This window comes from Pseudarthrobacter sp. TAF60_1 (assembly GCF_052113505.1).
GTDB lineage: Bacteria > Actinomycetota > Actinomycetes > Actinomycetales > Micrococcaceae > Arthrobacter.
Map to the genome: position 1 here is coordinate 216,893 of NZ_JBFRDI010000002.1, position 26,332 is coordinate 243,224.

The 26,332-nt window shown below is 65.6% G+C and carries 25 protein-coding genes; 22 read left to right on the forward strand and 3 right to left on the reverse strand.

What is annotated here, in order from left to right:
- Position 1: 1 nt before the first annotated feature.
- The 9 genes from ruvX to nusB all read left to right on the forward strand — a co-directional run bounded on the left by ruvX (position 2) and on the right by nusB (position 7,678).
- The gene (gene ruvX / locus AB4Y73_RS03270; protein ID WP_441868385.1) at positions 2-613 is read left to right on the forward strand and encodes a Holliday junction resolvase RuvX; all 612 of its coding nucleotides are present in this window, start codon (positions 2-4) and stop codon (positions 611-613) included.
- The gene (mltG, locus tag AB4Y73_RS03275) at positions 597-2,291 is read left to right on the forward strand and encodes an endolytic transglycosylase MltG (RefSeq protein ID WP_441868388.1); all 1,695 of its coding nucleotides are present in this window, start codon (positions 597-599) and stop codon (positions 2,289-2,291) included. Before ruvX ends, mltG begins: the two co-directional genes overlap by 17 nt.
- Positions 2,288-3,148: a shikimate dehydrogenase gene (locus tag AB4Y73_RS03280; RefSeq protein WP_441868391.1), complete on the forward strand. Its 861-nt coding sequence runs from the start codon at positions 2,288-2,290 to the stop codon at positions 3,146-3,148. The genes mltG and AB4Y73_RS03280 overlap by 4 nt, the downstream gene beginning before the upstream one ends.
- Before the next feature lie 26 nt (positions 3,149-3,174).
- Complete coding sequence (gene aroC, locus AB4Y73_RS03285; RefSeq protein WP_441868394.1) at positions 3,175-4,374, forward strand: chorismate synthase; 1,200 nt, start codon at positions 3,175-3,177, stop codon at positions 4,372-4,374.
- Positions 4,374-4,943 carry a shikimate kinase gene (locus AB4Y73_RS03290; RefSeq protein ID WP_441868397.1) on the forward strand — a complete coding sequence of 190 codons (570 nt, stop codon included), beginning with the start codon at positions 4,374-4,376 and terminating at the stop codon, positions 4,941-4,943. The genes aroC and AB4Y73_RS03290 overlap by 1 nt, the downstream gene beginning before the upstream one ends.
- A complete protein-coding gene (aroB, locus tag AB4Y73_RS03295) occupies positions 4,940-6,031 on the forward strand; it encodes a 3-dehydroquinate synthase (protein ID WP_441868400.1) in 1,092 nt (363 codons plus the stop codon). The genes AB4Y73_RS03290 and aroB overlap by 4 nt, the downstream gene beginning before the upstream one ends.
- Positions 6,031-6,549, forward strand: coding sequence for a tetratricopeptide repeat protein (locus AB4Y73_RS03300; RefSeq protein WP_441868402.1), 519 nt, complete (start codon positions 6,031-6,033; stop codon positions 6,547-6,549). The genes aroB and AB4Y73_RS03300 overlap by 1 nt, the downstream gene beginning before the upstream one ends.
- 155 nt (positions 6,550-6,704) lie before the next feature.
- Positions 6,705-7,268: an elongation factor P gene (gene efp, locus AB4Y73_RS03305; protein ID WP_056079419.1), complete on the forward strand. Its 564-nt coding sequence runs from the start codon at positions 6,705-6,707 to the stop codon at positions 7,266-7,268.
- Positions 7,268-7,678 (forward strand): transcription antitermination factor NusB, encoded by a 411-nt coding sequence (nusB, locus tag AB4Y73_RS03310; protein WP_441868406.1) that lies wholly within the window; start codon positions 7,268-7,270, stop codon positions 7,676-7,678. Before efp ends, nusB begins: the two co-directional genes overlap by 1 nt.
- 82 nt (positions 7,679-7,760) lie before the next feature.
- On the opposite strand, the gene AB4Y73_RS03315 is transcribed toward nusB, so the two are convergent.
- Positions 7,761-9,029, reverse strand: coding sequence for a PrsW family intramembrane metalloprotease (locus AB4Y73_RS03315; protein WP_441868409.1), 1,269 nt, complete (start codon positions 9,027-9,029; stop codon positions 7,761-7,763).
- Between the two features lie 99 nt (positions 9,030-9,128).
- Between AB4Y73_RS03315 and pyrR the strand changes: the two genes are divergently transcribed.
- From pyrR to AB4Y73_RS03380, 13 genes are all read left to right on the forward strand, one after another.
- On the forward strand, positions 9,129-9,716 hold the full coding sequence (gene pyrR, locus AB4Y73_RS03320; RefSeq protein WP_441868412.1) for a bifunctional pyr operon transcriptional regulator/uracil phosphoribosyltransferase PyrR: 588 nt from the start codon (positions 9,129-9,131) through the stop codon (positions 9,714-9,716).
- On the forward strand, positions 9,713-10,753 hold the full coding sequence (locus AB4Y73_RS03325) for an aspartate carbamoyltransferase catalytic subunit (RefSeq protein WP_441868415.1): 1,041 nt from the start codon (positions 9,713-9,715) through the stop codon (positions 10,751-10,753). The genes pyrR and AB4Y73_RS03325 overlap by 4 nt, the downstream gene beginning before the upstream one ends.
- Positions 10,753-12,105 (forward strand): dihydroorotase, encoded by a 1,353-nt coding sequence (locus AB4Y73_RS03330; RefSeq protein ID WP_441868418.1) that lies wholly within the window; start codon positions 10,753-10,755, stop codon positions 12,103-12,105. The genes AB4Y73_RS03325 and AB4Y73_RS03330 overlap by 1 nt, the downstream gene beginning before the upstream one ends.
- On the forward strand, positions 12,105-12,635 hold the full coding sequence (locus tag AB4Y73_RS03335) for a PH-like domain-containing protein (RefSeq protein ID WP_441868421.1): 531 nt from the start codon (positions 12,105-12,107) through the stop codon (positions 12,633-12,635). The genes AB4Y73_RS03330 and AB4Y73_RS03335 overlap by 1 nt, the downstream gene beginning before the upstream one ends.
- Positions 12,616-13,881 (forward strand): glutamine-hydrolyzing carbamoyl-phosphate synthase small subunit, encoded by a 1,266-nt coding sequence (gene carA / locus AB4Y73_RS03340; RefSeq protein ID WP_441868607.1) that lies wholly within the window; start codon positions 12,616-12,618, stop codon positions 13,879-13,881. The genes AB4Y73_RS03335 and carA overlap by 20 nt, the downstream gene beginning before the upstream one ends.
- On the forward strand, positions 13,881-17,204 hold the full coding sequence (carB, locus tag AB4Y73_RS03345) for a carbamoyl-phosphate synthase large subunit (protein ID WP_441868424.1): 3,324 nt from the start codon (positions 13,881-13,883) through the stop codon (positions 17,202-17,204). Before carA ends, carB begins: the two co-directional genes overlap by 1 nt.
- Positions 17,197-18,066 (forward strand): orotidine-5'-phosphate decarboxylase, encoded by an 870-nt coding sequence (gene pyrF, locus AB4Y73_RS03350; protein ID WP_441868427.1) that lies wholly within the window; start codon positions 17,197-17,199, stop codon positions 18,064-18,066. The genes carB and pyrF overlap by 8 nt, the downstream gene beginning before the upstream one ends.
- Before the next feature lie 142 nt (positions 18,067-18,208).
- Positions 18,209-18,526: an integration host factor, actinobacterial type gene (gene mihF / locus AB4Y73_RS03355; RefSeq protein ID WP_441868430.1), complete on the forward strand. Its 318-nt coding sequence runs from the start codon at positions 18,209-18,211 to the stop codon at positions 18,524-18,526.
- A gap of 45 nt (positions 18,527-18,571) precedes the next feature.
- Positions 18,572-19,147: a guanylate kinase gene (gmk, locus tag AB4Y73_RS03360; RefSeq protein ID WP_441868433.1), complete on the forward strand. Its 576-nt coding sequence runs from the start codon at positions 18,572-18,574 to the stop codon at positions 19,145-19,147.
- 36 nt (positions 19,148-19,183) lie between these two features.
- Positions 19,184-19,444, forward strand: coding sequence for a DNA-directed RNA polymerase subunit omega (rpoZ, locus tag AB4Y73_RS03365; protein WP_026264487.1), 261 nt, complete (start codon positions 19,184-19,186; stop codon positions 19,442-19,444).
- A 27-nt stretch (positions 19,445-19,471) separates the two neighbouring features.
- Complete coding sequence (coaBC, locus tag AB4Y73_RS03370) at positions 19,472-20,719, forward strand: bifunctional phosphopantothenoylcysteine decarboxylase/phosphopantothenate--cysteine ligase CoaBC (RefSeq protein WP_441868436.1); 1,248 nt, start codon at positions 19,472-19,474, stop codon at positions 20,717-20,719.
- 79 nt (positions 20,720-20,798) lie between these two features.
- Positions 20,799-22,034 carry a methionine adenosyltransferase gene (metK, locus tag AB4Y73_RS03375; RefSeq protein WP_441868439.1) on the forward strand — a complete coding sequence of 412 codons (1,236 nt, stop codon included), beginning with the start codon at positions 20,799-20,801 and terminating at the stop codon, positions 22,032-22,034.
- Between the two features lie 88 nt (positions 22,035-22,122).
- Entirely contained in the window at positions 22,123-24,291 is a 2,169-nt protein-coding gene (locus AB4Y73_RS03380; protein ID WP_441868442.1) for a primosomal protein N', read from the forward strand.
- Between the two features lie 11 nt (positions 24,292-24,302).
- Here the strand turns inward: AB4Y73_RS03380 and AB4Y73_RS03385 are convergent, their stop codons facing one another.
- The gene (locus AB4Y73_RS03385) at positions 24,303-25,394 is read right to left on the reverse strand and encodes a glycosyltransferase family 4 protein (protein WP_441868445.1); all 1,092 of its coding nucleotides are present in this window, start codon (positions 25,392-25,394) and stop codon (positions 24,303-24,305) included.
- Positions 25,391-26,320 (reverse strand): alpha/beta fold hydrolase, encoded by a 930-nt coding sequence (locus AB4Y73_RS03390; RefSeq protein WP_441868448.1) that lies wholly within the window; start codon positions 26,318-26,320, stop codon positions 25,391-25,393. Before AB4Y73_RS03390 ends, AB4Y73_RS03385 begins: the two co-directional genes overlap by 4 nt.
- Positions 26,321-26,332: the final 12 nt, after the last annotated feature.

Genomic DNA, 26,332 nt, shown 5'->3' on the forward strand with positions numbered 1-26,332 from the left:
CGTGACTGAACCTGTTGCAGCCGCCGACTACCCCCAGGGCATCAAACTGGGGGTAGACGTGGGCACCGTCCGAGTGGGAGTGGCCATCTGCGACCGGGATGCCATCCTGGCCACCCCGTACAAAACCCTGGACAGAAATGCCAAGAAGAACTCCGACGTGCGGGTGATCGCCTCGCTTGTGCAGGAACTCGGCGCCGTCCAGGTCTTCGTGGGACTGCCGCGCACCATGAAGGGGGAGGAACACGCCTCCGCCCGGATGGCCGCAGACTACGCGGAGCTGCTCGTGGCGGAGCTGGCCGGCCGTGGCCTGGACGTGCCCGTCAACCTCGTTGACGAGCGGCTCAGCAGCGTCACGGCCCACCGCAACCTGCACGAAGCTGGCATGAGCAGCCGCAACCACCGTAAAGTAGTTGATCAGGTTGCGGCGGCAGGCATTCTCCAGCACGCCATCGACATGCAAAAAGCCAGGGGAGCGGACGTCGGGAGCCGCGTGAGCGCGCCGGCACGTCTGCAGCCCTCCGGACCAGGCGGGTCAGCCACGGCTGGCACCCGCGAATCCGAAGGCAAGTCACGATCTCAGAACACGGAAGGCTACAGTGAGCCCGTCCAATAACGATGACGCCTCAGGCGCCACCAATCATGATGGCGCCAGGCCGCTGACCCGAAAAGAGCTCCGCGCATTGGAGAAGCACACCGAAGACGCCAATGCGGTTCCGGAACAGGCCTACCAAACCGGCCAGGACGTGCCGTTGCCGGCACATGAGCCTGAAGCTTTCGAGGCTCCCGCGCCGGAGCCCGCTGCACCATGGGTTGTACCACCGGCCCCGGACCGCGAGCCCGATGCGGCGGCCGAACCCGTTGTAGAGCCAGTCGCGCCTGTCCAGGAGCACCAACCGGCAGTCCCCACGCAGCCGGAGACCCAGCCCTCCATCCAGGAAGACGCTGCCACCCAGGTGCAGCACCAGGTGCCGGCCACCGTGCCGGACTATCACGCCGGTCATGGCCCGGCCGTGGACGCCCAGGGTGCCGAGCACTACGAGGGACACCCCACGGGGTACGCCCACCCCGACGAAGTCCACCATTACGACGACCAGCACTACGAGGGTCACCACTTCGAAGAGTTGGACCACCATGGGCACTACGTCGACGATCCCCACGGCGCCCACCCACAAGACCATGCTGAAGCCAGCCTGTTAGCCGGGGCAGCGGGAAGTTCCGTTGTGACGAAGCCTTCGAAGAAGGTGCGGCGCAGGCGCCGCCTCCTGGCCCTGTTCCTGACACTTGTGGTGTTTGTGGCAGCCATTGCCGTGGGCGCGCAGTTCCTGAAACCCCTGTTGGGAAGCGATAGGGCGAGCGACTACCCCGGTCCGGGCAGCGGCGAAGTCCATGTATCGGTCCAGGCTGGCGAGGGGATGCGGTCGGTAGCTACCAAACTGGAATCCGGCAAGGTGGTCGCCAACGCGGACACGTTCCTCCAGGCATTTACGGCTTCCGGCGGAACGCTCTCACCTGGGGACTTCACCTTTAAGTCCGAGATGAAGAACTCCGACGCCGTCAACGTGCTGCTGGGCCACGACAAAACCAAGGTCATCTACTTCGCCCTGAGCGCAGGCCTGCGGATCGACGAATCACTACAGGCGATTTCCGAAGGATCGGGCCTCAAAATGCAGCAGCTGAAGCAGTTCAGCGACTCCCCGCAGCAGTTTGGCCTGCCGGCCAACGCCAAGAACCTTGAAGGCTACCTGCACCCTGGTGAGTACCGGTTCCCGCTGGGAACCCCGGCGAAGGACATCCTCCAGGCCCTGGTCAAGACGACCACCGACGAGCTCGTGGCGCAGGGCATCACCGATCCCGCGAAGCAGTACGAGGCAATCATTGTCGCCAGCATCGTCCAGGCTGAGGGCGGTCAGGCCGAGTACGGCGACGTCGCCGGCGCCATCTACAACCGGCTCAAGCCCAATGACCAGACAGGCGGTTTCCTGCAGGTGGACTCGGCCGTCACGTACGGTCTGAGCACCAGGAGCTTCAACTTCACCGAGGAGCAGCGCAAGGATAAGTCGAACGCATACAACACCTACGCCAACCCGGGACTGCCGCCTGGCCCTATTGGCTCGCCCGGCAAGACCGCAATCGATGCTGCCGCGAAGCCAAAGACCAATGACTACCTGTACTGGGTGACCATCAACCTGGACACCAAGGAAACCAAGTTCTCCAAGACACTTGCGGAACACAATGGCTACGTGGAGCAGTACAACGCCTGGTGCCGGGCAAATACCGGCCGCTGCACGTGAGTCATCGGGCGGCAGTGCTGGGCCACCCGATCAGCCACTCCAAGTCACCGGCATTGCACTCGGCGGCCTACAGCAAGCTGGGGCTCGACATTGCGTACACGGCAGTGGATCTGACCGAGCAGGCACTGCCCGTATTTATGCAGCGGGTGCGGAATCAGGAAGGGTGGCGTGGCCTGTCGGTGACTATGCCGCTGAAGGCGGCCATGGTCGCGGAAGTGGACGAAGTCCGCGGTGTGGCCCGCACACTGGGTGTGGTCAACACCGTCGCTTTTGAAGAATCCGACGGGGCTGTCAGGCGCATTGGTTACAACACGGACGTTGCGGGCATAGTCAACGCGGTTCGCAACGCCGGAGTAGTAACGAGTCCTTCCGCTGTAGTCCTGGGCGGAGGCGGAACGGCGGCAGCGGCCGTAGCCGCATTGAAGGATTTGGGCACTGCGCACGCGCAGCTGTTTGTGCGCGATCCCTCGCGGGCCACTGACGCGCTGGCCGCCGCCGCCGGCGTTGGCCTGGCCATCGACGTCCGGCCGATGACCGAAGCAGCCACGCCCACGGCAAGTGCCGACGTCGTAATTTCGACCCTGCCGCCGCGTGCGGCCGACTCCCTTGCTGCCGAAATAGCCGCATTGGGATGCGGGACTCCGGGCGTCCTGCTTGACGTGGCCTACGATCCCTGGCCCAGCCGGATTGCCACGGTGTGGCAGGCAGGCGGCGGTGCCGTGGTCCCGGGCCTGGAAATGCTGCTGTATCAAGCGGTGGAGCAGGTGCGGCTGTTTACCGGGCTCGGTGACGAGGTTAACGGAGCGGTCATAGATGTGATGTGCGACTCAGTCGGCCTTCCCCGACGGGCGTTCTGACAGCCATACGTGGCAGGATGGAAATTATGTTGCGTTGGTTGACAGCCGGTGAATCCCATGGTCCGGCTCTGATGGGAATTATTGAAGGCGTCCCTGCCGGTGTTGAAGTCACGAGCGGGCAGATCGCCGATTCACTGGCACGCCGTCGCCTCGGCTACGGCCGGGGCGCCCGGATGAAGTTCGAGCAGGACGTGGTCACTATTCTGGGCGGCGTCCGCCATGGCCTCACGCAGGGCGGTCCGGTGGCCATCCAGGTGGCCAACACCGAGTGGCCCAAATGGGAACAGATTATGGCAGCGGACCCCGTGGACCCCGAAGTTCTCGCCGACCAGGCACGTAATGCACCGCTGACCCGGCCCCGCCCGGGCCACGCAGATTTCACCGGCATGCAGAAGTACGGCTTTGACGAAGCACGTCCGGTTCTGGAGCGCGCCAGCGCGCGCGAAACTGCGACCAGGGTAGCCATGGGCACCGTGGCCTCGCAGTTCCTGAAACAGCTCGGGATTGAACTGGTCAGCCACACCGTCTCCATCGCCAGCGTGACCGTGCCCGAAGGGCGGCCGTTGCCTGTTCCGGCCGACGTCATCGCCCTGGACGCAGATCCGCTGCGGTGCTTCGACCGCGAAACCTCCGACGCCATGGTGGCCGAGGTGGACGCCGCACACAAAGAAGGCGAAACCCTGGGCGGCGTGGTGGAAGTCCTCGCCTACGGCCTGCCCCCGGGCCTGGGAAGCTACGTCCACTGGGACCGCAGGCTCGACTCACGGCTCGCCGCAGCCCTCATGGGGATCCAGGCCATCAAGGGCGTGGAGGTTGGCGACGGGTTCCTGACGGCCGCACGCCGCGGCTCAGCTGCCCACGACGAGATTGTTAAGGATTCCGACGGCAGGATTGTGCGCACCAGCAACCGCGCCGGCGGGATCGAAGGCGGCATGAGCATCGGAGACGTCCTGCGTGTCCGCGCCGCCATGAAGCCGATCGCTACCGTGCCGCGCGCGTTGCGGACCGTGGACGTCAGCACGGGGGAGCCTGCCAAGGCCCACCACCAGCGCTCGGACGTCTGTGCCGTGCCGGCCGCCGGCGTCGTCGCGGAGGCGATGGTGGCCCTCGTCCTGGCGGAAGCCGTCACCGAAAAGTTTGGCGGTGACTCCGTGGCGGAGACTGCACGCAACATCAAGGGTTACCTGGACAGTATTCCGGCATCCCTGGACTCGATCGGCCACTAGTGCCACGCGGCAACAAGGGCGTGGTGCCAGGTAACCGGCCCATCGTTCTCATCGGGCCCATGGCGGTGGGCAAGTCCGCCATCGGCCAGGAGTTGGCCAAGCGACTCGACGTGACATTCATTGACACGGACGTGCTGATCGTCGACGCCCATGGCAGCATCGCATCAATCTTTGCCAGCCGTGGCGAGCATGCGTTCCGGGAGATCGAGGCCCGGACCGTGGCCAGCGCCGTGGAACAAGCCGACAACACCCCAACGGTAATTTCGCTGGGTGGCGGCGCCGTACTGGACTCCGGAACCCAACAAGTCTTGGCCCGCTGCACCGTGGTGTACCTCGAATGCGATGAAGGAACCGTGGCATCCAGGATTGCCCGGAACTCGGTACGGCCGCTGCTGGCCGGTGATGCCATGGCCCGCTGGGCTACCCTCTTTGCCACCAGGAAACCCGTCTATGAACGGCTGGCCGACCTGGTCCTGGACGTCCGCCACGGTTCAATCAACGAACTGGGGCACCGGCTTGAAGTTGCGCTGCGTGAGTACGCGGCCGCCAAACAGGAAGTTGAAAAGTGAGCCTCGATTCAACAGTCATCAAAGTCACCGGCGAATCCGCGGGGCAGAATTACGACGTCGTAGTGGGCCGTGGCCTGCTGGGTGACCTTCCTGCCCTGCTGGGCGAGCGGGTGCGGCGGGTACTGGTGATCCATCCCCGGGCCTTGCGCCTCACCGGTGACACCGTCCGTGACGAACTCGCGGCTGCCGGCTTCACCTCCCTGACCGCTGAAATCCCGGACGCCGAAGAGGGCAAGCACATCCAGGTCGCGGCTTTCTGCTGGCAGGTACTGGGCCAGAACGACTTCACCCGGTCTGACGCCATCGTGGCAGTGGGTGGCGGCGCCGTCACGGACCTCGCAGGATTCGTGGCGGCCACCTGGCTCCGCGGGGTCAAGGTCATTCACATGCCCACCAGCCTGCTGGGCATGGTGGACGCCTCCGTGGGTGGCAAGACCGGCATCAACACGGCCGAAGGGAAGAACCTGGTGGGATCCTTCCACCCACCGGCCGGCGTGCTGGTGGACCTGGACACCCTGAAAACCCTGCCCCGCAACGAGATCATTTCCGGAATGGCGGAGGTCATCAAGTGCGGCTTCATTGCAGATCCGGCCATCCTGGAACTCGTGGAAAAGGACGCCGCAGCGGCCACCGATCCCGGCTCGGACACCCTCCGCGAGCTCATCGAACGTGCCATCGCTGTGAAAGCGAAAGTGGTTTCGGAGGACCTGAAGGAATCCGGGCTGCGCGAAATCCTGAATTACGGCCACACCCTGGGCCACGCCATTGAACTGGTGGAGCGTTACTCCTGGCGGCACGGTGCGGCCGTGTCGGTAGGCATGATGTTCGCAGCCGAGCTTGCCCGCAGCGTGGGCCGCCTCAGCGACGCCGACGCCGACCGCCACCGCAGCATCCTCGAAACCCTGGGGCTCCCGGTCACGTACCGGAAGGACCGCTGGCAGGGTTTGCTTGACGGCATGCGCCGTGACAAGAAGTCGCGCGGGGACCTACTCCGTTTTGTGGTCCTCGACGGCATTGCCAAGCCGGGCATCCTGGATGTCCCGGACACGTCGCTGCTTTTTGCCGCCTACCAGGAAATAGCCTCCTGATGCAGGGCGACCTGGCAGGCACCAGCGACTGGCCGGAGGCAGGGTTTCCGGGCGTCCGGATCAATCCGCTCTCCCTGCTGCCCGAGATTGTGAACGAGGACGCCTGCCGTGCTGCCCTCGCTTTGTCCGCCGACCCCGCAGACAACATCTTTGTCCTCCTCGTGGAAGGGCACGCCGCCGAGGCCGCCGAACTGCTGGCGGAAGCACGGTTCAAGGACCCGGAATCCTTTCGGCTGAGGGCTTTTGAGGCCGAAGTACTGCGGGTTTCACACCGCGCCGACCGCGCCGTGGAGCTGTTCAAACAGCTGCTCTCGGAAGTCCAGGGCACCGACTACGAAGCTGTCACCCTGCACTACATCGGCAAGGCGCAGTACGCGGCGGGCCACATTGCCGCAGCGGTGGAGGCCTTCGCCCGGGCCCTGGACCTTAGGGTAGCCCAGTCTGCCGACGCCGCCCAGATCTACTCGTCCACAGTGGCTCTCCAGCGCGCCCGCGAGGTCATGGACCTCGCCTGCTGACAGGCCCGAACTGTCACCGGACGCAAAGTGCCCCGGATTTACCGGTAGAATAGTTCTTGGATTTTTGACAAACACGCGCTGGCGGGCCACTTGGCCTGGCTGGCCGGAATAGAACGTCTGACAACTCACCAGACTGACGACACCAAAGGAAACCAGTGGCAACCACTAACGACATCAAGAACGGCACGGTCCTGAAGCTCGAGGGCCAGCTCTGGAACATCATCGAATTCCAGCACGTCAAGCCCGGCAAGGGTGGCGCCTTTGTACGGACCAAGATGCGGAACGTGATGTCCGGCAAGGTTGTGGATAAGACGTTCAACGCCGGCCTCAAGATCGAGACTGCCACGGTTGACCGCCGCGATTACCAGTATCTGTACCAGGACGGTGCGGATTTCGTGTTTATGGACACCTCCGACTACGACCAGATCACCGTCTCCGGTGCAACGGTTGGCGACGCCACCAACTTCATGCTGGAGAACCAGATGGTCAACATCGCCATCCACGAAGGCAACCCGCTGTACATCGAACTCCCGCCCAGCGTTGTGCTGGAGATCACCTACACCGAACCCGGCCTGCAGGGCGACCGCTCTTCTGCCGGCACCAAGCCTGCCACCCTGGAAACGGGCTACGAAATTCAGGTCCCACTGTTCGTCGAGAACAACACCAAGGTCAAGGTTGACACTCGCGACGGAAGCTACCTCGGCCGGGTCAGCGAGTAGTGAGCGCCCGCGGTAAAGCCCGGAACCGGGCCCTGGATGTACTTTTTGAAGCTGAGCAACGCTCGGTTTCGGCTTTCGACGTGCTGCGGGCACGGCGGGAAATGACCGATCAGATCATCAACCCGTACACCCTCGAAATCGTAGAGGGCGTTATCTCACAGCAGACCGCCATCGACGAATTCCTGGAGACCTATTCCCAGGGCTGGACATTGGAGCGCATGCCTTCGGTGGACCGTGTCATCCTGCGGATCGGCACCTGGGAACTGCTCTACAACGATGACGTCCCCGACGGCGTCGCCGTCAGCGAGGCTGTGGCCCTGGCGAAGACGCTCTCAACGGATGAGTCGCCGTCGTTCATCAACGGACTCCTGGGACGCCTGCAGCAGCTGAAGCCCTCGCTGCTCGCCTGACGCCGAAGGCATCACACCTGAGAAGGGACCGGTAACCACCGCTTGGTGGCTGCCGGTCCCTTCTGCGTTGGTGTGCCCCGTTTCAGCCCGCGACGGCGGCGCGCAGCGACAGGATCCGCTGCAGCTGCTGCTTCTCCTCCGCCTGGTGCAGCTGAACGTCCCGGCCGCTGAGGATTCGCTGGCGAATGAAGGCCAGTTGGGTGGCGGCGCGGAGGAATGCTTTCATCTGCGGCCGTCGATGATAGCCGGCCGCCCAATGCAATGCCGTTCGCCTCCCGCGGGGTGTTCCCAGGAGTTCCACCTCCGCCGGACTGAACCAACCGGCAGCGGAGTACTCCATGAGCCGCTGGCGCGTGAGCCTGTTTTCTGCCACGCGCAGCAGGATGATCCCCACCACCGCCAGCACGAAGATCGGCACCTGAATGAAGACGTACTCGGCCAGGAATCCCGCCCCCATGCTGTTCCACCGGTTATGGAGCAGCATGGCCGGGATCAGGCCGATGAAAAAGGCAAGCACGGACGCTCCGGCGTGCCAGCGCCTGGCGGCGAAACCCATGATGAGGCCTGTAGTCCCGGTGAAGATGGCGTGCGCGAACGGCGACATCACGCCGCGGAGCAGGAAGATCTGGGCAAGGCCGGTAGCAGGGCTGGCGGACTCGGCAATGGCCCGGCCGAAGTACAGGATGTTCTCGGTGAACGCGAAGCCGCCGGCGATGGTGAACGCGAACACCACGCCGTCCACCGGGCCGTCAAAGTGTTTCCGGGCAAGGAGCAGGAGCAGCAGCAGGCCCAAAGACTTCGCGAATTCCTCCACCACCGGGGCCTGGACGGTAGCCATGTAGGTCCGCAGGTCAGCGGCGTCACTGAATTGGAATGTCAGGGCGAAGAACGGCTGGATCAGGAGCGTAACGGCAACGGACACTGCTGCGCCCCAGGTGAACGCAAAGAAGAGGAGCCGTTTGGGCTCCGGTTCCCACCGGTCGATGGCGTGCACTGTCAGGAGGACAGCGGACAGCGGAATCAGCGAGACCACAAAGCCCACGATGAACCCGCCCACGCCGGTGCTCGCAACCAGGAAGGGCACCACCAGCAGAAGGCTCAGGAAGGCAAGGGCTGCGCCGCCTACAGTAAGGGCCAGCAGGCCCGCGGATCGCATGCCTCGGCCGTCAGGGGCGGGCTCCGGAGGGCCGAGGACGGGAAGGGGAGCAGCATAGGTGCCAGGCGCCGGCCGATAGTACTCCGGCTCGATCCGTCCCATCCAGCTCGGGTTCGCCTGACCGGGGAAGGGGTCCTGGGGGCCGGCGGGCCCGCCGGCCTGGCCGGGACCTCGCTGATATGGGTTGGTGGACATATGAGAAAGCCTAATGCCCGGCGCCGATGTGGTAATTTTGAACCGCACATGATCCTTTTTTAATTCCGTCCCGTGAGGCGGGGAAAGGGGAGACGAGCGTTGACTTCTGTCGCAAGCGCACCGGTTCCAGCCCGGGTTGTTCTCAACCAGGCCGACATTGACCGTGCACTCACTCGTATCGCCCATGAAATCCTCGAGGCCAACAAAGGCTCCCAGGACCTGGTCCTGCTGGGAATTCCGCGCCGCGGTTATCCGCTGGCACTGCGGCTGGCCCAGAAGATCGCAGCAGCGGACCCCACCGTTGACGCCGCGGAAATTGTTGGTCAGTTGGATGTGACCATGTTCCGTGACGACCTGTCACACCAGCCCACCAGGCCTCCGTACCCCACCCAACTCCCGCGCACGGGGATCGACAACAAGGTTGTGGTGCTCATTGATGACGTCCTGTATTCCGGCCGGACCATCCGGGCGGCCCTTGACGCCATCATCGACCTCGGCCGCCCCCGGATCGTCAGGCTCGCCGTGCTGATCGACCGCGGCCACCGCGAACTTCCCATCCGGGCCGACCATGTAGGTAAGAACCTTCCCACATCGTCCGTCGAGAAAGTCCGCGTCCGGCTCGAGGAAACAGACACTGCTGCCGACGGCGTCAAGGTCAACGAAGTGGTCATCGAGGGCGGCTTGTGAAACACCTCCTCTCCACTGAAGACCTCAGCCTCACCAATGCCATCCGTATCCTGGATACCGCCGAAGAGATGGCGGCAGTGGGGGACCGCGAGGTCAAAAAGCTTCCGGCCCTCCGCGGCCGCACGGTAGTGAACCTTTTCTTCGAGGATTCCACCCGCACGCGGATCTCCTTCGAAGCTGCGGCCAAAAGGTTGTCCGCGGACGTCATCAACTTCGCCGCGAAGGGCTCCTCGGTCTCCAAAGGCGAATCCCTCAAGGACACGGCCCAGACGCTGGCAGCGATGGGTGCCGACGCCGTCGTGATCCGCCATTGGGCCTCGGGCGCACCGCACCGGCTGGCGGCTACCGACTGGATCGACGCCGCAGTGATCAATGCCGGCGACGGTACGCACGAGCACCCCACGCAGGCCCTCCTTGACGCCTTCACCATGCGCCGGCACTGGACTAAGCTGTCGGGCCAAAAGTCCATCGGCGCCGACCTCAAGGGCATGCGCGTCGCCATCGCCGGCGACGTCCTGCATTCCCGCGTCGCACGCTCCAACGTCTGGCTGCTCCGAACCCTGGGCGCCAAGGTGACCCTTGTGGCGCCGCCCACCCTGCTGCCCATCGGCGTCGAGCACTGGCCCTGCAAGGTCAGCTACAACATGGACAAGACCCTCGAGAAGGGAGTGGACGCCGTGATGATGCTGCGGGTGCAGGGCGAGCGGATGAACGCGTCCTTCTTCCCGTCCACCCGCGAATACTCGCGCCGGTGGGGCTTCGACGACAACCGGCTCCGGGCACTGGACACCCTCGGGCTGAAAGACACCATCATCATGCACCCGGGCCCCATGAACCGGGGCCTGGAAATTTCCGCAGCCGCCGCCGATTCGCCGCGCTCCACCGTGCTTGCACAGGTGCGCAACGGCGTCTCGGTCCGCATGGCCGCGCTATACCTGCTGCTCTCCGGGGACACCCGCGAACCAGCCACAGTGGGCGGAGCCTCCAACAGCACTGCCCGCACCAACGCAGCACGTTCCACAGAGGAGAGCAACTAATGGCAGACAACAACGGAACGTACCTGATCCGCGGTGCGGCCATCCTGGGCGGCGACGCCGAGGACTTGCTCATCCGTGACGGCGTCATTGCCGCCCGGGGCGCCGGCGCGGCCAGCCACCAGTTCGCCGCTGAAGCCACCGTCATTGAGGCGGCCGGCCTGGTGGCGCTGCCCGGCATGGTGGATGTGCACACCCACCTCCGCGAACCCGGCCGCGAAGACGCCGAAACCGTGGAGACCGGTACCCGTGCCGCCGCGCTGGGCGGCTACACCGCCGTCCACGCCATGGCCAACAGCAACCCGGTGGCGGACACCGCCGGTGTGGTGGAGCAGGTGCACAGCCTGGGCCGCGCAGCCGGCTGGGTGGACGTCCGCCCTGTGGGCGCCGTGACCGTTGGGCTGGCGGGGGAGCAGCTCGCCGAGCTGGGCGCCATGGCTGATTCCCGCGCCCAGGTGCGGATGTTCTCCGACGACGGAATCTGCGTCCACGATCCTGTGCTGATGCGCCGCGCCCTGGAGTACGTCAAAGCGTTCGACGGCGTGGTGGCCCAGCATGCGCAGGAACCCCGCCTCACCGCCGGGGCCCAGATGAACGAGGGCGCCGTCTCCGCAGTCCTGGGACTCACAGGATGGCCCGCAGTCGCCGAAGAAAGCATCATCGCGCGCGATGTGCTGCTGGCACAGCATGTGGACTCGCGCCTGCACGTGTGCCACGTCTCCACCGCCGGTTCGGTGGAGATCATCCGCTGGGCGAAGGAACGCGGCATCAACGTCACGGCCGAGGTCACCCCGCACCACCTCCTGCTGACCGATGACCTGGTCCGCAGCTACAACCCCGTCTACAAGGTCAACCCGCCGCTGCGCACGGACGCCGATGTGCAGGCCCTGCGGGCCGGCCTGGCCGACGGCACCATCGACGTGGTGGGCACCGACCACGCCCCGCACCCCAGCGAGCACAAGGAATGCGAGTGGGCGCAGGCGGCGATGGGCATGACCGGACTGGAAACGGCGCTGTCCGTGGTCCAGCACACCATGATCGAGACCGGTCTCATGACCTGGGCCGACTTCGCCCGCGTGACGTCCACCGCGGCCGCCAAAATCGGCCGGGTCGCAGACCAGGGCCGCCCCTTGGAAACCGGCGAGCCCGCCAACGTCATCCTGGTGGACCCTGCTGCCCGCTGGACCGTTGATCCCGCCACGATGGCAACCATGGGCCGCAACTCCCCGTTTGCCGGCCTGGAGCTGCCGGGCAAGGTGGTGGCCACCTTCTACAAAGGCCACCCCACCGTCCTCGACGGCAAGCTCAACACCCCGTACCGGGAATCGGCGGCGGCTGCGGCAGGCGCCGCCTGATGGACACCCAGACACTCTCGCTTGTCAGCACGGTGGCGATTATCGCCGTCGTACTGGTCCTGATGGGGATCGGCTGGCGGAACCGCCTCAGGCGGCAGGCCGACGTCGACCCCCTACCTCCGGTGCCCGCGGAACCCGGGGCGCCAACCGCCGAAGCGGACGGCCAGTACGTAGCCTCCACCACCGCCGGTGACTGGCTTGACCGGATCGCGGTCCACAGCCTCGGCATCCGGACTAATGCGGTCCTCAGTGTTTACCCCCACGGTGTCCTCCTGGACCGCTCCGGCTCCCCGGCCGTCTACATCCCGGCCGGAAGCCTGACCGCAGTCCGGCAGGAGAGCGGAATGGCCGGTAAGTTCGTGGAAAAGGACGGCCTCCTGGTCCTGACGTGGGACCTCGGGACCCATTCCCTGGACACCGGCTTCCGGACCCGCAGGGCCGCCGACAAGGATGCCCTCTATGACTCCCTTCAGCAATTGATCGCCGCAGCCCCCCAAGAACATTCCCAGGATCCCCAGAGTGGAAAGTAAGACAGTGACAGAAACAGACACCCAGCAGGCAGCGGCACCGGCCGCCACTTCCACCGTGATTCCCACACCCGCCGTATTCGTCCTCGAAGACGGCCGCATGTTCCGCGGCACCAGCTACGGCGCGCAGGGCACCGCCCTGGGCGAAGCAGTATTTGCCACCGGCATGACGGGCTACCAGGAAACCATCACGGACCCCTCCTACGCCCGCCAGCTCGTGGTGCAGACCGCGCCGCACATCGGGAACACCGGCGTAAACAGCGACGACGCCGAGTCACGCCGCATCTGGGTGGCCGGCTACATTGTCCGCGACGCCGCCCGCCGCCCTTCCAACTGGCGTTCCGAGCGCTCCCTGGACGAGGAGCTCGTTGACCAGGGGATCGTGGGAATCCAGGGCGTGGACACCCGCGCCATCACCCGGCACCTGCGCGAACACAAGACCATGCGCGCCGGAATCTTTTCAGGCGACGCCGCCAAAGCCTCGGACAAGGAACTCGTCGACGCCGTCCTGGCCAGCGCCCCGATGGAAGGCGCCCGGCTGGCTGAGGAAGTCAGCGTTGACAAGGCGTACGTGGTGGACCCCAAGGACCACGGCTGGGACGGCGACGCCCGCTTCAGCATCGCGGCGATCGACCTTGGCATCAAGGCCATGACCCCGGTCCGCTTCGCCGAACGTGGCGTCCGGGTGCATGTGCTGCCCGCCACCGCCACCCTTGAAGACGTCAAGGCCATCCATCCGGACGGTTTCTTTATGTCCAACGGCCCCGGCGACCCCGCCACCGCCGACGCCCAGGTCAAGCTGCTGCGCTCCGTCCTGGACGAGAAACTGCCGTACTTCGGCATCTGCTTCGGGAACCAGATCCTGGGCCGTGCGCTCGGCTTCGGTACCTACAAGCTCCGCTACGGCCACCGCGGCATCAACCAGCCCGTGATGGACCGCCGCACAGGCAAGGTGGAGATCACGTCCCAGAACCACGGCTTCGCCGTGGACGCCCCGCTCGACGGCGCCACCCAGGCCCCTGAGGAGCGGTACGGCCGCGTTGAAGTAAGCCACATCAGCCTTAACGACAACGTCGTGGAGGGCCTCGCGTGCCTGGACATCCCTGCTTTCTCGGTCCAGTACCACCCGGAAGCTGCCGCCGGCCCGCACGACGCCGCCTACCTGTTCGACCGTTTCATCGACCTGATGGCGGAAACGAAAAATGGCGCAAAGAACACCACCGATTCCAAGACTGAGGACAAGAAGTAATGCCGAAACGTACAGATCTCAAGAGCGTCCTCGTCATTGGTTCCGGCCCGATCGTCATCGGCCAGGCCGCGGAATTCGACTACTCCGGCACCCAGGCACTGCGTGTCCTCAAAGAGGAGGGCCTCCGGGTCATCCTGGTGAACTCCAACCCGGCCACCATCATGACGGACCCCGAGTTCGCCGACGCCACCTACGTCGAGCCCATCACCCCGGAGGTGGTGGAGAAGATCATCGCCAAGGAGCGTCCCGACGCCATTCTGCCCACCCTCGGCGGCCAGACCGCCCTGAATACCGCCATCGCCTTGGACAAGAACGGTGTGCTGGAGAAGTACAACGTGGAGCTTATCGGCGCCAACATCGCGGCCATTGAGCTCGGCGAGGACCGGGAGAAGTTCAAGGGCGTCGTGGAACGTTGCGGTGCGGAATCGGCCCGCAGCCACATCATCCACACCATTGACGAGGCCCTCAAAGCAGCCGAAGACCTCGGCTACCCGATGGTGGTCCGGCCCTCCTTCACCATGGGCGGGCTCGGCTCCGGCCTGGCCTACGACGAGGGCGACCTCCGCCGGATCGTCGGCCAGGGCCTGCAGTACAGCCCCACCAGCGAGGTGCTGCTTGAAGAGAGCATCCTCGGCTGGAAGGAGTACGAGCTTGAGATGATGCGCGACAAGAACGACAACGTCGTGGTCGTCTGCTCCATCGAGAACTTCGACCCCGTCGGCGTCCACACCGGCGACTCCATCACCGTGGCACCCGCGCTCACCCTCACCGACCGCGAATACCAGCGGCTGCGCGACATCTCCATCGCCGTCATCCGTGAAGTAGGCGTGGACACCGGCGGCTGCAACATCCAGTTCGCCGTCGAGCCGGACACCGGCCGTGTGGTGGTCATCGAAATGAACCCGCGCGTTTCCCGCTCCTCGGCACTCGCCTCAAAGGCCACGGGGTTTGCGATTGCCAAGATCGCCACGAAGCTCTCCCTCGGCTACACCCTGGACGAGATCCCGAACGACATCACGCAGAAGACCCCCGCGTCCTTCGAACCCACCCTGGACTACGTGGTGGTGAAGGTCCCGCGGTTCGCTTTCGAGAAGTTCCCGGCGGCGGACGACACCCTGACCACCACCATGAAGTCGGTCGGCGAAGCGATGGCCATGGGCCGCAACTTCACCGAAGCCCTGCAGAAAGCTCTCCGCTCCCTGGAGCAGAAGGGCTCGCAGCTGGACTTCAGCTCCGTCCCGGAATGGGAAGTCCCGGAGCTCATCGAAAAGGCCAAGCGGCCCACCACCGAGCGCCTGCACCAGGTCCAGCGTGCCCTGCTTGGCGGCGCCACCGTCGAACAGCTCTTCGAGGCCACCAAGATTGATCCCTGGTACCTTGACCAGCTCCAGCTGCTCAACGAAATCTCCCGCGAGATCCGCACTGCCGGTTCACTGACTGTGGACATGCTCCGGCGCGCCAAGCGCCATGGCTTCTCGGACGAGCAGATCGGTACCCTGACGCACAACTCCGAGGCTGTGGTCCGCGGTGTCCGCCAGGCCCTCGGCATCCGCCCCGTCTACAAGACCGTGGACACTTGCGCCGCCGAGTTTGCCGCCTACACCCCGTACCACTACTCGTCCTACGACGAGGAGGACGAGATTGCGCTGCACGCCAAGCCGTCAATCCTGATCCTCGGCTCCGGGCCCAACCGCATCGGCCAGGGCATCGAGTTCGATTACTCCTGCGTGCACGCCTCCATGGCGCTGCGGAAGGCCGGCTACGAGACCGTGATGGTCAACTGCAACCCGGAGACGGTCTCCACCGACTACGACATCTCCACGCGCCTGTACTTCGAGCCGCTGACCCTCGAAGACGTCCTGGAGGTCATTGCCGCTGAAGAGCGCACCGGGGGCGTCATGGGAGTGTTTGTGCAGCTGGGCGGCCAGACCCCGCTCAAGCTGGCGCAGCAGTTGGCCGACGCCGGCGTGCCCATCCTGGGCACCTCGCCGGAAGCGATCGACCTCGCCGAGCACCGCGGCGAATTCTCCCGCGTCCTCGATAACGCCGGGCTGATCGCCCCGAAGAACGGCACCGCCGTGTCCTTCGAGGACGCCAAGAAGATCGCTGACGAAATCGGCTACCCGGTCCTGGTCCGCCCGTCCTACGTTCTGGGCGGCCGCGGCATGGAAATCGTCTATGACGAGCCCAACCTCTCCCGCTACATCGCCAATGCCACCGAAATCACCCCGGACCACCCGGTACTGATCGACCGGTTCCTCGAAGACGCCGTTGAAATCGACGTCGACGCCCTCTTCGACGGCACGGACATGTACCTGGGCGGCATCATGGAGCACATCGAGGAGGCCGGCATCCACTCCGGTGACTCCGCCTGCGTGCTGCCCCCGATCACCCTGGGCAACAACGTGCTCGAGCGCGTCCGCACCGCAACCCGGGCCATCGCCGAGGGCGTGGGCGTCCGTGGCCTGATCAACATCCAGTTCGCGCTGGCTTCGGACGTGCTCTACGTCCTGGAAGCGAACCCGCGTGCTTCCCGGACCGTGCCGTTCGTCTCCAAGGCCACCGGCGTGCAGATGGCAAAGGCCGCGGCCCTGATCGGCACCGGAGTCACCATCAACCAGCTGCGCGGCGCCTACAAGATGCTGCCTGAGACCGGCGACGGTTCCACTCTGCCGCTCGACGCACCGGTTTCAGTCAAGGAAGCAGTGCTGCCGTTCAGCCGCTTCCGCACGCCTGAAGGCAAGGTGGTGGACTCCCTGCTCGGGCCGGAAATGCGTTCCACCGGCGAAGTCATGGGCATTGACAAGCACTTCGACACCGCCTTCGCCAAGAGCCAGGCAGCCGCGAACAACGCCCTGCCCACCGAAGGCAAAATCTTCGTGTCCGTGGCCAACCGCGACAAGCGTGCCGTCATCATGGCGATCAAGCGCCTGTCTGATCTTGGCTTCGAAATTGTGTCCACCGGCGGCACCGCCGATGTCCTGCGCCGCAACGGCATCCAGGCCAGCACCGTGCGCAAGGTGGCCGAGGGCAGCAGCGCCGAAGGCGAAGGCACCATCGCGGACCTGGTCATTGCCGGCGAGATCGACATGGTGTTCAACACGCCCTCCGGCGGGGAAGCCCGCAGCGACGGTTATGCCCTGCGTGCCGCCGCAACATCCATCGGCATTCCCTGCATCACCACGGTGGCCGAAATCAACGCCGCGGTGCAGGCCATCGAGGCGATGCGCACCTACGAGTGGTCGGTGACCAGCCTGCAGGAGCACGCCGCCGCACTGGTGGCGTCCCAGGCCGCTGCCGCGCTGGTTGCGCAGCATGCCTGAGTCCGGCTCCGCACCTTCGGGCGCCCCCGGCCGGGAGTCCTTCGGCTCCCGGCTGGGGGCGGCCATGGCTGCCCGCGGCCCGCTGTGTGTCGGTATTGACCCGCACCCCGCACTGCTGAAGAGCTGGGGACTGGCCGACGACGCCGCCGGACTGAGGCGGTTTTCGCTGACCGTCCTGGAGGCAGTAGGTTCGTTCGCTGCCGCGGTGAAGCCGCAAGTGGCGCTTTACGAACGCCACGGCTCGGCCGGCATGGCGGTGCTGGAGGAAGTACTGGCCTCGGCCCAAGGCCAGGTGCTCACTATCGCGGATGCCAAACGGGGCGACATCGGCTCCACCATGGCCGCCTACGCTGACGCGTGGCTCCGGGACGGCTCAGCGCTGGCCGCTGATTCGGTGACACTGAGCCCTTACCTCGGGTTTGAGTCTCTCCGGCCGGCACTGGACCTGGCGGCTGAATACGGACGGGGCGTCTTCGTCCTCGCCCTGACCTCCAACCCGGAGGGCGCCTCTGTCCAGCACGTTGGCGGCAGCGATTCGGTAGCGCGCAGGATCACCGAAGCAGCCGCAGCGGAGAACGGCCGTTATGAAGGACCCCTGGGCTCAGTCGGACTGGTAGTCGGCGCCACAGTGGGCTCAGCACTGATTGACCTTCAGCTGGACCTTGAGGCCGTCCACGGCCCCATCCTTGCCCCGGGGCTGGGCGCGCAGGGCGCAACCCCGGCCGATCTTCGCCGGACGTTCGGCGCAGCGTACCCGCAAGTGCTCGGAACATCGAGCCGGGACATCCTCGCTGCCGGCCCCGGTGTCCAGGGGCTGCAGGATGCGGCCCAGCGAACGCTGGACGGACTTCGGGAAAGTTGACCTGGGGTTTGGCGGTTTCACCCCTTCGCCGTACCGGATAATACCGGCGTCCATTGATTCAAGGGGCACCAAAGGGTAGTTTCAGGACAAGTCCAATGGCGGCCGCCATGGATGCATCTGAAAATTCCCGGGGGTGTCCTCCATGAGCCTGCGACCCTTATCCGCGTCAGAACGCGCTGATGCCCTGCAGAAGGCCGCCGCCGCCCGGGCAGCCCGTGCCGCGGTTAAGGAACGGCTCAAGAACGGCGAGACGTCGGCGGCAGACATCATCAGTTCGGCGGCCGGAGACGATGCCCTGGCGCGGATGCGGGTGGCCGAGCTGCTGGAGGCCCTGCCCGGCATCGGCAAAGTCAGGGCAGCGGCCATCATGGAACAGTTGGGCATCGCGGCTTCCCGGCGGGTCCGCGGCCTGGGCATCCACCAGCGCCAGGCGCTGGTAGATTTTATAGACGAGAAATAGGGCGAACCACTCTTCGTCGATCCATACACCGCCGCAAAGGAATACGTGAGCAAGAAACCGGGACTGACAGTCCTCGCAGGTCCGACGGCTGTTGGCAAAGGCACCGTGTCCACTTACATCCGGGATAACTACCCCGAAGTCTGGCTTTCCGTTTCGGCCACCACCCGCGCTCCGCGCCCCGGTGAGCAGGACGGCGTGCACTACTTCTTTAAGACCAAGGATGAGTTCGAAGCGCTCGTGGCAGCCGGCGAGCTGCTGGAGTGGGCCGTTGTGCACGGTCAGAACACGTATGGCACGCTCAAAAGCACCGTGAACCAGGCCATCGCAGACGGAAGGTCCGTGCTCCTGGAGATTGACCTGCAGGGCGCCCGCCAGGTGAAGGAGGCCGTGCCGGACGCCCAGTTCGTCTTCCTGGCACCGCCCACCTGGGACGAAATGGTTCGCCGGTTGGTGGGCCGCGGCACAGAAAGTGCCCAGGAGCAGCAGCGACGCTTGGAAACCGCTAAACTGGAACTTGCCGCTGAACCGGAGTTTGACCACACTGTCATTAATGATGACATTCGCCGGGCAGCGGACGAGCTTGTTTCACTCATGGGGCTGACCCCGCACCCGCATCAGTAGCCGGTATCAGCCAGCCCGTTAGAATTTGGAGAATTCGTGTCCACGAACCTTGAAGGCATCATCAACCCGCCGATCGACGATCTGCTGAAGGTAGCTGATTCCAAGTACGGCCTGGTGATCTTCGGTGCCAAGCGTGCACGTCAGATCAACGCTTACTACGCCCAGCTGCATGAGGGCCTGTTCGAATACGTCGGCCCGCTCGTCGACACCAAGCTGAACGAGAAGTCGCTGTCCATCGCCCTGCGCGAGATCAACGAAGGCAAGCTCGTTTCCACGCCGATCGAAGCTGCAGAGTAACAACAGACGGCTGTTGACGGAGGTCACGTGCGCATAGTCCTCGGAGTCGGGGGAGGGATTGCGGCCTACAAGGTCGCATCGCTCCTCCGGCTTTTTACTGAAGCCGGCCACAACGTCACGGTGATTCCCACCGAGGCGGCCACCCGCTTTGTGGGTGTTGCCACTTGGGAGGCCCTGTCCGGCAACCCGGTTAGCAACAGCGTCTTTGATGACGTCCAACAGGTCAACCACGTCCGGCTGGGCCATGAGGCGGACCTGATCGTGGTGGCACCGGCGACTGCCGACCTGCTGGCCCGCGCGGCCACGGGACTAGCCAGCGACCTCCTCACCAACACGCTGTTGATGGCCCGCGGGCCCGTCCTCTTCGCGCCGGCCATGCATACGGAGATGTGGCAGCACGCAGCCACTCGCGCCAACGTCGAGACACTGCGCAGCAGGGGCGTTGCCGTACTCGAACCGGCCAGTGGGCGGCTCACCGGCGCCGACTCCGGTCCGGGCCGGCTGCCGGAGCCGGAGGCGATCTTCGCCGCCGCCATGGCCCTTGCCCAGGGCCCGTCCGATTACCAGCTTCCGCTGGCCGGGCGGACGGTGACCATCAGCGCCGGCGGCACCAGGGAACCCTTGGATCCCGTCAGGTTCCTGGGAAACCGGTCCTCCGGAAAACAGGGCGTCGCGCTGGCCGTTGCGGCACGCAATGCGGGCGCCACTGTCCGGCTGATTGCCGCCCACATGGACGTCCCGGCCCCGGCCGGCGTTGAAGTGGTCACAGTAGAAACTGCGCTGCAGCTGCGGGAAGCCGCGCTGGCAGCGGCAGCCGATTCCGACGTCGTCATTATGGCCGCGGCAGTGGCGGACTTCCGTCCCGCTGAGATCTCCGGCACAAAGATCAAAAAACGCGATGACACGGCGGACCCGGTCATCACCCTGGTCCGCAACCCGGACATTCTGCTCGAATTGGTAGAGGCCCGCAGGGCTCCTGACACCGAGGCTGCCCGGCGCCACCAACTGATCGTCGGCTTCGCCGCGGAAACAGGAGATGGCCAGGGAGATGTTCTGGCCTACGCCGAGGCGAAGCTCAAGCGCAAGGGCTGCGACCTCCTGGTGGTCAACCACGTGGGAACGGACAAGGTTTTTGGGCAGGACACCAACTCGGTAGTCATCCTGGCCCGTTCCGGCGCCGAACCACAACTGGCTGCCGGCTCCAAAACTGAGGTTTCGGCCGCCGTGATCACGCGGGTCGGCCAGGAGCTGAGCCACGTTTCACCCCGCGCCTGACCCACAGCCGAACAACGTCTCCCTTAGCACGGGGACACACGCGGCAGGACGTCCGATTCCCAACCAGTAAGGTAGTTGAGTGACTTTACCGCTGCACATTCCCCACACCCACGGGGCCACGCCCTCCGCACTCCGGCTCTTCACGTCCGAGTCCGTCACCGAAGGCCACCCGGACAAAATCTGCGACCAGATCAGTGACGCCATCCTGGACGCGCTGCTCGCCGTCGATCCTGAATCACGCGTTGCCGTGGAAACCATGGCCACCACTGGCCTGGTCCACGTTGCCGGTGAGGTCACCACCGACGCCTACGTGGAAATCCCGCAGATCGTCCGGGAGACCATCCTGGGCATCGGCTACGACTCCTCGGCCAACGGTTTCGACGGCGCCCGTTGCGGCGTTTCAGTGTCCATTGGCCAGCAGTCCAATGACATTGCCGGGGGCGTCTTCAACTCGCTGGAAGCCCGCGAAGGCCGCCAGGAGGACGATTACGACCTCCAAGGCGCCGGGGACCAGGGCCTGATGTTCGGCTACGCGAGCGACGAAACCCCGTCCTACATGCCGACGCCGATCTGGCTGGCGCACCGCCTCTCCGAACGGCTCACTGAAGTACGCAAGTCCGGCGAACTGTCCTACCTTCGTCCCGACGGCAAGACCCAGGTCACGGTGGGCTACGACAAAGACCAGCCGGTTTCCGTGGAAACGGTGGTCATTTCGAGCCAGCACGCCGAAGGCACGAGCCTTGACCGCCTACGCGCCGATCTCGCCTCCTTCGTCATTGCCCCGGTGCTGGCCGCCGCCAACCTGGACATCTCCCGGGCTGCAAACATCCTCAACCCTGCCGGCGAGTTCGTCATCGGTGGACCCGTGGGTGACGCCGGTCTGACCGGACGTAAAATCATCGTGGACACCTACGGCGGCATGGCCCGCCACGGCGGCGGTGCCTTCTCGGGCAAGGACCCGTCGAAGGTGGACCGGTCCGCGGCGTACGCCATGCGCTGGGTGGCGAAGAACGTGGTGGCTGCGGGCCTGGCCAAGCGCGCCGAGATCCAGATTGCCTACGCCATCGGCCAGGCCCGCCCCGTGGGCACCTACGTGGAAACGTTTGGCACTGAAACGGTGGACCCGGAGCAGATCAGCGCAGCCATCGCGGAGATCTTCGACCTCCGCCCGCGCGCCATCATCGATGCCCTGGACCTGAAGCGTCCCATCTACGCGAAGACGGCCGCGCACGGCCACTTTGGCCGCGACGATCCTGATTTCACGTGGGAGCGGCTGGACCGCGTGGATGACCTGAAGGCCTTCTTCAACGCGTAGCCTGCCGTCAACGCCCAGCCAATCACTTGACCCGGCTGAAATTGTCGGGGGCACGTGGTTGGCTGGTTTGTGAAAGGGGGTGGCGGCCATGGCAGCACCTGAGACGGTCCACACCGGGCCTGGCCTCCCCGGTGCCGTGCAGCCTTCCCTGCTCCAGGGGTTTCCTTCCAACGTCAGGTCGACGGGACCGCCTTTGGCCGGGCACTTGCCCGTGGCCAGGGTGCACGTGGAAACGCCCTTGCCCCACTTGGACCGGCCTTTTGACTACAGTGTCCCGGTAGACCTCGATGAGGCCGCCCAGGCAGGGGTCCGCGTCAAAGTTCGTTTCAACGGCCAGGAACTCACCGGGTTCATCATGGAACGCACTGCGGAGTCCGACGCCGGCCATACCCTGGTGCCGCTGCAGAAAGTGATCTCCCCGGTCGCCGTTCTCACGCCCGCAGTGCGCGACCTCGTGTCCGCCGTCGCTGCCCGGTATGCCGGAACTGTCAGCGACGTGCTGCGAGTGGCTGTCCCGCCGCGGATGGCACGGCTGGAAAAGGATTTCCTCGCCGATGCTGCAACGGAAGCCGGCGCACCTCCGTCCGGTCCGGAAACAGCCGGAACGGACCCCCATGCCGCGTCGGGGGACTCCGCGGCCGGGCCTGGATCCATAGGGGACGGCTGGGCGGGCTACCGCAACGGTCCCGCCTTCGTCCGCCACCTACAGGACGGCGGATCCCCGCGTGCGGTCTTCAGCCCACTCCAGGGCTATGGCCAGGCTGCGTGGCCGCGGTTAATTGCCGAGGCTGTGGCCGCTGTCCGTGCCTCCGGCCGCGGGGCAGTGGTGGTGGTGCCTGACTACCGTGATCTGAACCAGCTGGAGAAGGCGTTGCTGGAGGTGCTGCCCGCAGCCGACATCGCCCGCTTGACCGCCGATGACGGACCAACTCCCCGCTACCGCAATTTCCTGCGCCTCCTGGCCGGGTCCGCGCGGGTGGCCATCGGGACGCGGTCCGCAGCCTTCGCGCCCGTTCAGGACCTCGGCCTCGTGGCCTGCTGGGATGACGGCAACGACCTCCACATCGAACAGCGCGCCCCGTACGCCCATGCCCGTGAGGTCTTGCTTCTGCGTGCGGACCAGGCCGGCACAGCCTGCCTGATGGCGGGCCATGCCAGAAGTACAGAACTGCAGCGGCTCGTCGAGGCGGGCTGGGCCATGCCCGTCGAAGCGGAGCGGGCGTTTGTCCGCCGCACGGTTCCCCGCGTCCTGAACACTGCGGACAGCTTTGAACAGGAACGCGACCCCCTCGCCCTGGTGGCACGGCTTCCGGGTGCGGCGTGGCGGGCCGCCAAGGAAGGGCTGGAACGGGGGCCGGTGTTGGTCCAGGTGGCCAGGGCCGGCTATGCGCCGTCGCTGGTGTGCGAAACGTGCCGCGAGCCGTCCCGCTGCCAGTCCTGCCAGGGTCCTTTGGCCCTGGCAGGAGCCAGCGGCAGCTCGGCCATTCCGCAATGCCGCTGGTGCTCGACGCCGGCTCCCGACTGGCAGTGTGTCCACTGCTCCGGGCGGAAACTTCGGAAGGGCGCCACCGGAGTCCTGCGGACAGCGGAGGAGCTGGGCCGGGCCTTTCCCGGCAAGGCTGTCATTACGTCCTCCGGCGGCCACGTCAAGGCTGAAGTGGGCGGCGCGCATGCCCTGGTGGTGGCCACCATCGGCGCCGAACCGGTCGCCGACGGCGGCTACGCAGCGGCGCTCCTGCTCGACGGCGACTCACTGCTGCGCCGGGAAAACCTCCGCGCCGGGGAGGACACCGTCCGCCGCTGGTTCAATGCCGCCGCGCTGGTGCGTCCCGCGTCCGACGGCGGCCTGGTGGTCATCACCGCGACGGAAAGCGTTGCCGTTGGTGCCCTGCTGCGGTGGGATCCGGCCGGATACGCCCGGCGCGAGCTGGAACTCCGCATGCAACTCCAACTGCCCCCTGCTGTCCGGATTGCGTCGGTAACCGGCCCCCGGTCCGCCGTGGTGCACTTCACCGCGGCCGTGGAGGCCGAGCTGGCGACATCCGGCTTAGCACTGCGCACCGCGGGTCCTGCCCCTGTGGTACTTGCGGGCCCCGCGGCCGCCACACACGGCGATGACGTCCGCACCCTGCTGTTCTTCCCCTACGGACAGGCCGGCGCCGTGACCCGGGTACTGCGGTCAACCAAGGCTGCTGCTGCCGCCAAGCGAACGGAAGAACCGGTGCAGGTCAGGCTCGACGGCGTGGACGTCCTATAGGCGGTAGCCCTTTACTGCCCGCGCTTCTCGCGGGAGCGAGCGGCCACAATGTCGTGGGCTGCGGCCACGAGCTGCCGGGCGGATTCGTCCCAGTTGAATTCCGCCGCCCGGGCCACGGAGCGGCGCGAAACGTCCTGCCAGTGCTCCTCGTCCCGCAGTTTCTGCACTGCAGCGGCGAATTCCGTGGCTGAGTCGGGTGCGACATACGAGGCGGCGTCGCCGCCCACTTCCCGGAAAATGGGAATGTCGCTGGCAATCACCGGTGTGCCCACGGACATGGCTTCCACCAGCGGCAGCCCGTACCCTTCGGCGCGGGAGAGGCTTACCAGGGCCGTGGCGCGTTTGAGCAGGACCGCGTATTCATCGTCGGTGACGCCGTTATGGAAGACCACTTTGGCGCCGTTAGGGACCATGGTCTCCAGCTCGGCACGCCGTTCCGGTGTGACCCTGCTCAGCAGGTGCAGGGTGAAGTCCGCCAGCCCGGACATCCCGGCAACCAGTGTCTCCACGTTCTTGTAGGGCATGAACGAACCCATGTAGACCAGCGTATGGTCAGATCCCGCAGCAGGATCCCGCGGTTCCTGGGCTGGCTGCGGTGCGTTGCTGATGATCCTTACGGGCCGGTTGGTCAGCCGGTACTTGGCCATGAGCGCTTCAGTGGTCCTGCTGATGGTGGCCACCATGTCCGCGCGGTTCAAGAGGAGTCGCTGGGGCCAGAAGGCCTTGTGGTACATCCGCCAGAGGATGCGCACCGGCGCCGGCAGGAACCCCGGCGGTGCAGGGTGTTCGTAATAGATGAGATCGTGCAGGGTGAGAATTAGGCCGTACTGGCGTCCCCAGCTGCCCATGGTCTGCATCGGGCAGACCACCACATCCGCTCCGATCGGGTTGACCCTACGGGCCACAAACAGCTCTGTCGGGGACAATGGACTGTTGATCAGCGTGTAGGGAACGTCCGGGAGCAGGGCGAGTTGCCGGGTATCGCTGATCAGCATGGAGACGTCGGCGATCTTGGCTGTGGCCGCAATCAGGCTCGCGCCATAGCGGCTGATGCCGTCGTGGTGGTCGTTCCGGGTGAACCGTGCATCGATGACAATCTTCATGCGGGGTGGTCCTTAAGGAAGCTGCGGATGAAGCCGGCGGCCGGTACGGGCGTTTCGTAGTGGATGAGGTGGCCGACGCCGGGGATGACGTTGAGTTCCCCGTCCGGCAGGAGCGCGGCAAGGCGGTGCTGGTCCGGCAGCGTGGCGATCTCGTCTTTTTCGCCGGCCACGAGCAGCACCGGCAATGTCAGCTTGTTAGCGACCTCCGCAACGTGGGCGCTGACCGAGGCAGTGAACGACTGGAGGAGGCTTTCCCGGTCCGCGAAGGAACTGAAGTAGGCGTGGTGCTGGCCGTGGATAAAGCGGCGGAGGTCCCTGTCGCCGGTCTTGGCCATGGCCTCGCTCATCACCCGGACGATCACCGGGTTGCGCAGCAGTGAGAGTCCAAGCGGCCGGGGGAGGCGCGCGGCGAGCCGGTAGTAGAGGACGGCCAGCTTGGTCATGATGCCCTTGGGGCCTTCCAGGGCCGGCCCGGCGATGGGATTGATGAGGATCAGCGGGGTGACTTTCCCGGGGTGCGTGGCCACAAAATGGGACGCGATGATCGAGCCGAATGAGTGTCCCAGCAGCACGGTGTCCGGTCCCAGGCCGAGGGCGGCCATGAAGGAGTTGATAAAGGCCCCGTACCGCTCCACCGAATGCTCGCCGGCAGCGAACGCGGCTGAGCTGCCGAACCCGGGGAGGTCAGGCATGATGATCCGCATTTCCGGCAGCTGGTCCGCTACCCGGAGCAGGCCGTGGTGGTCGCCTCGGAACCCGTGGATGACCAGGATGGTGCGGGTTTCGGCCGTGGCCTGGACAGGTTCGTATGTCCAGTACGCCACGGGGCTGCCGTTGAGTTCGATTTCCGCGGCGTGGGTGCGGGCTGCCAGCCCCGCGCTGAAGAAGGACGGCACGGCGGATGACTGATGGGAAGCGGTCTTCATGGGGTTCCCGTC

What these genes read in the sequence shown, in the direction of transcription:
- aroC (WP_441868394.1), top strand. Translation starts at nt 3,175, where the DNA reads ATGTTGCGTTGGTTGACAGCCGGTGAATCCCATGGTCCGGCTCTGATG.
- AB4Y73_RS03300 (WP_441868402.1), top strand. Translation starts at nt 6,031, where the DNA reads ATGCAGGGCGACCTGGCAGGCACCAGCGACTGGCCGGAGGCAGGGTTT.
- AB4Y73_RS03315 (WP_441868409.1), bottom strand. Translation starts at nt 9,029, where the DNA reads ATGTCCACCAACCCATATCAGCGAGGTCCCGGCCAGGCCGGCGGGCCC.
- AB4Y73_RS03330 (WP_441868418.1), top strand. Translation starts at nt 10,753, where the DNA reads ATGGCAGACAACAACGGAACGTACCTGATCCGCGGTGCGGCCATCCTG.
- AB4Y73_RS03335 (WP_441868421.1), top strand. Translation starts at nt 12,105, where the DNA reads ATGGACACCCAGACACTCTCGCTTGTCAGCACGGTGGCGATTATCGCC.
- carB (WP_441868424.1), top strand. Translation starts at nt 13,881, where the DNA reads ATGCCGAAACGTACAGATCTCAAGAGCGTCCTCGTCATTGGTTCCGGC.
- pyrF (WP_441868427.1), top strand. Translation starts at nt 17,197, where the DNA reads ATGCCTGAGTCCGGCTCCGCACCTTCGGGCGCCCCCGGCCGGGAGTCC.
- mihF (WP_441868430.1), top strand. Translation starts at nt 18,209, where the DNA reads ATGAGCCTGCGACCCTTATCCGCGTCAGAACGCGCTGATGCCCTGCAG.
- AB4Y73_RS03380 (WP_441868442.1), top strand. Translation starts at nt 22,123, where the DNA reads ATGGCAGCACCTGAGACGGTCCACACCGGGCCTGGCCTCCCCGGTGCC.
- AB4Y73_RS03385 (WP_441868445.1), bottom strand. Translation starts at nt 25,394, where the DNA reads ATGAAGATTGTCATCGATGCACGGTTCACCCGGAACGACCACCACGAC.
- AB4Y73_RS03390 (WP_441868448.1), bottom strand. Translation starts at nt 26,320, where the DNA reads ATGAAGACCGCTTCCCATCAGTCATCCGCCGTGCCGTCCTTCTTCAGC.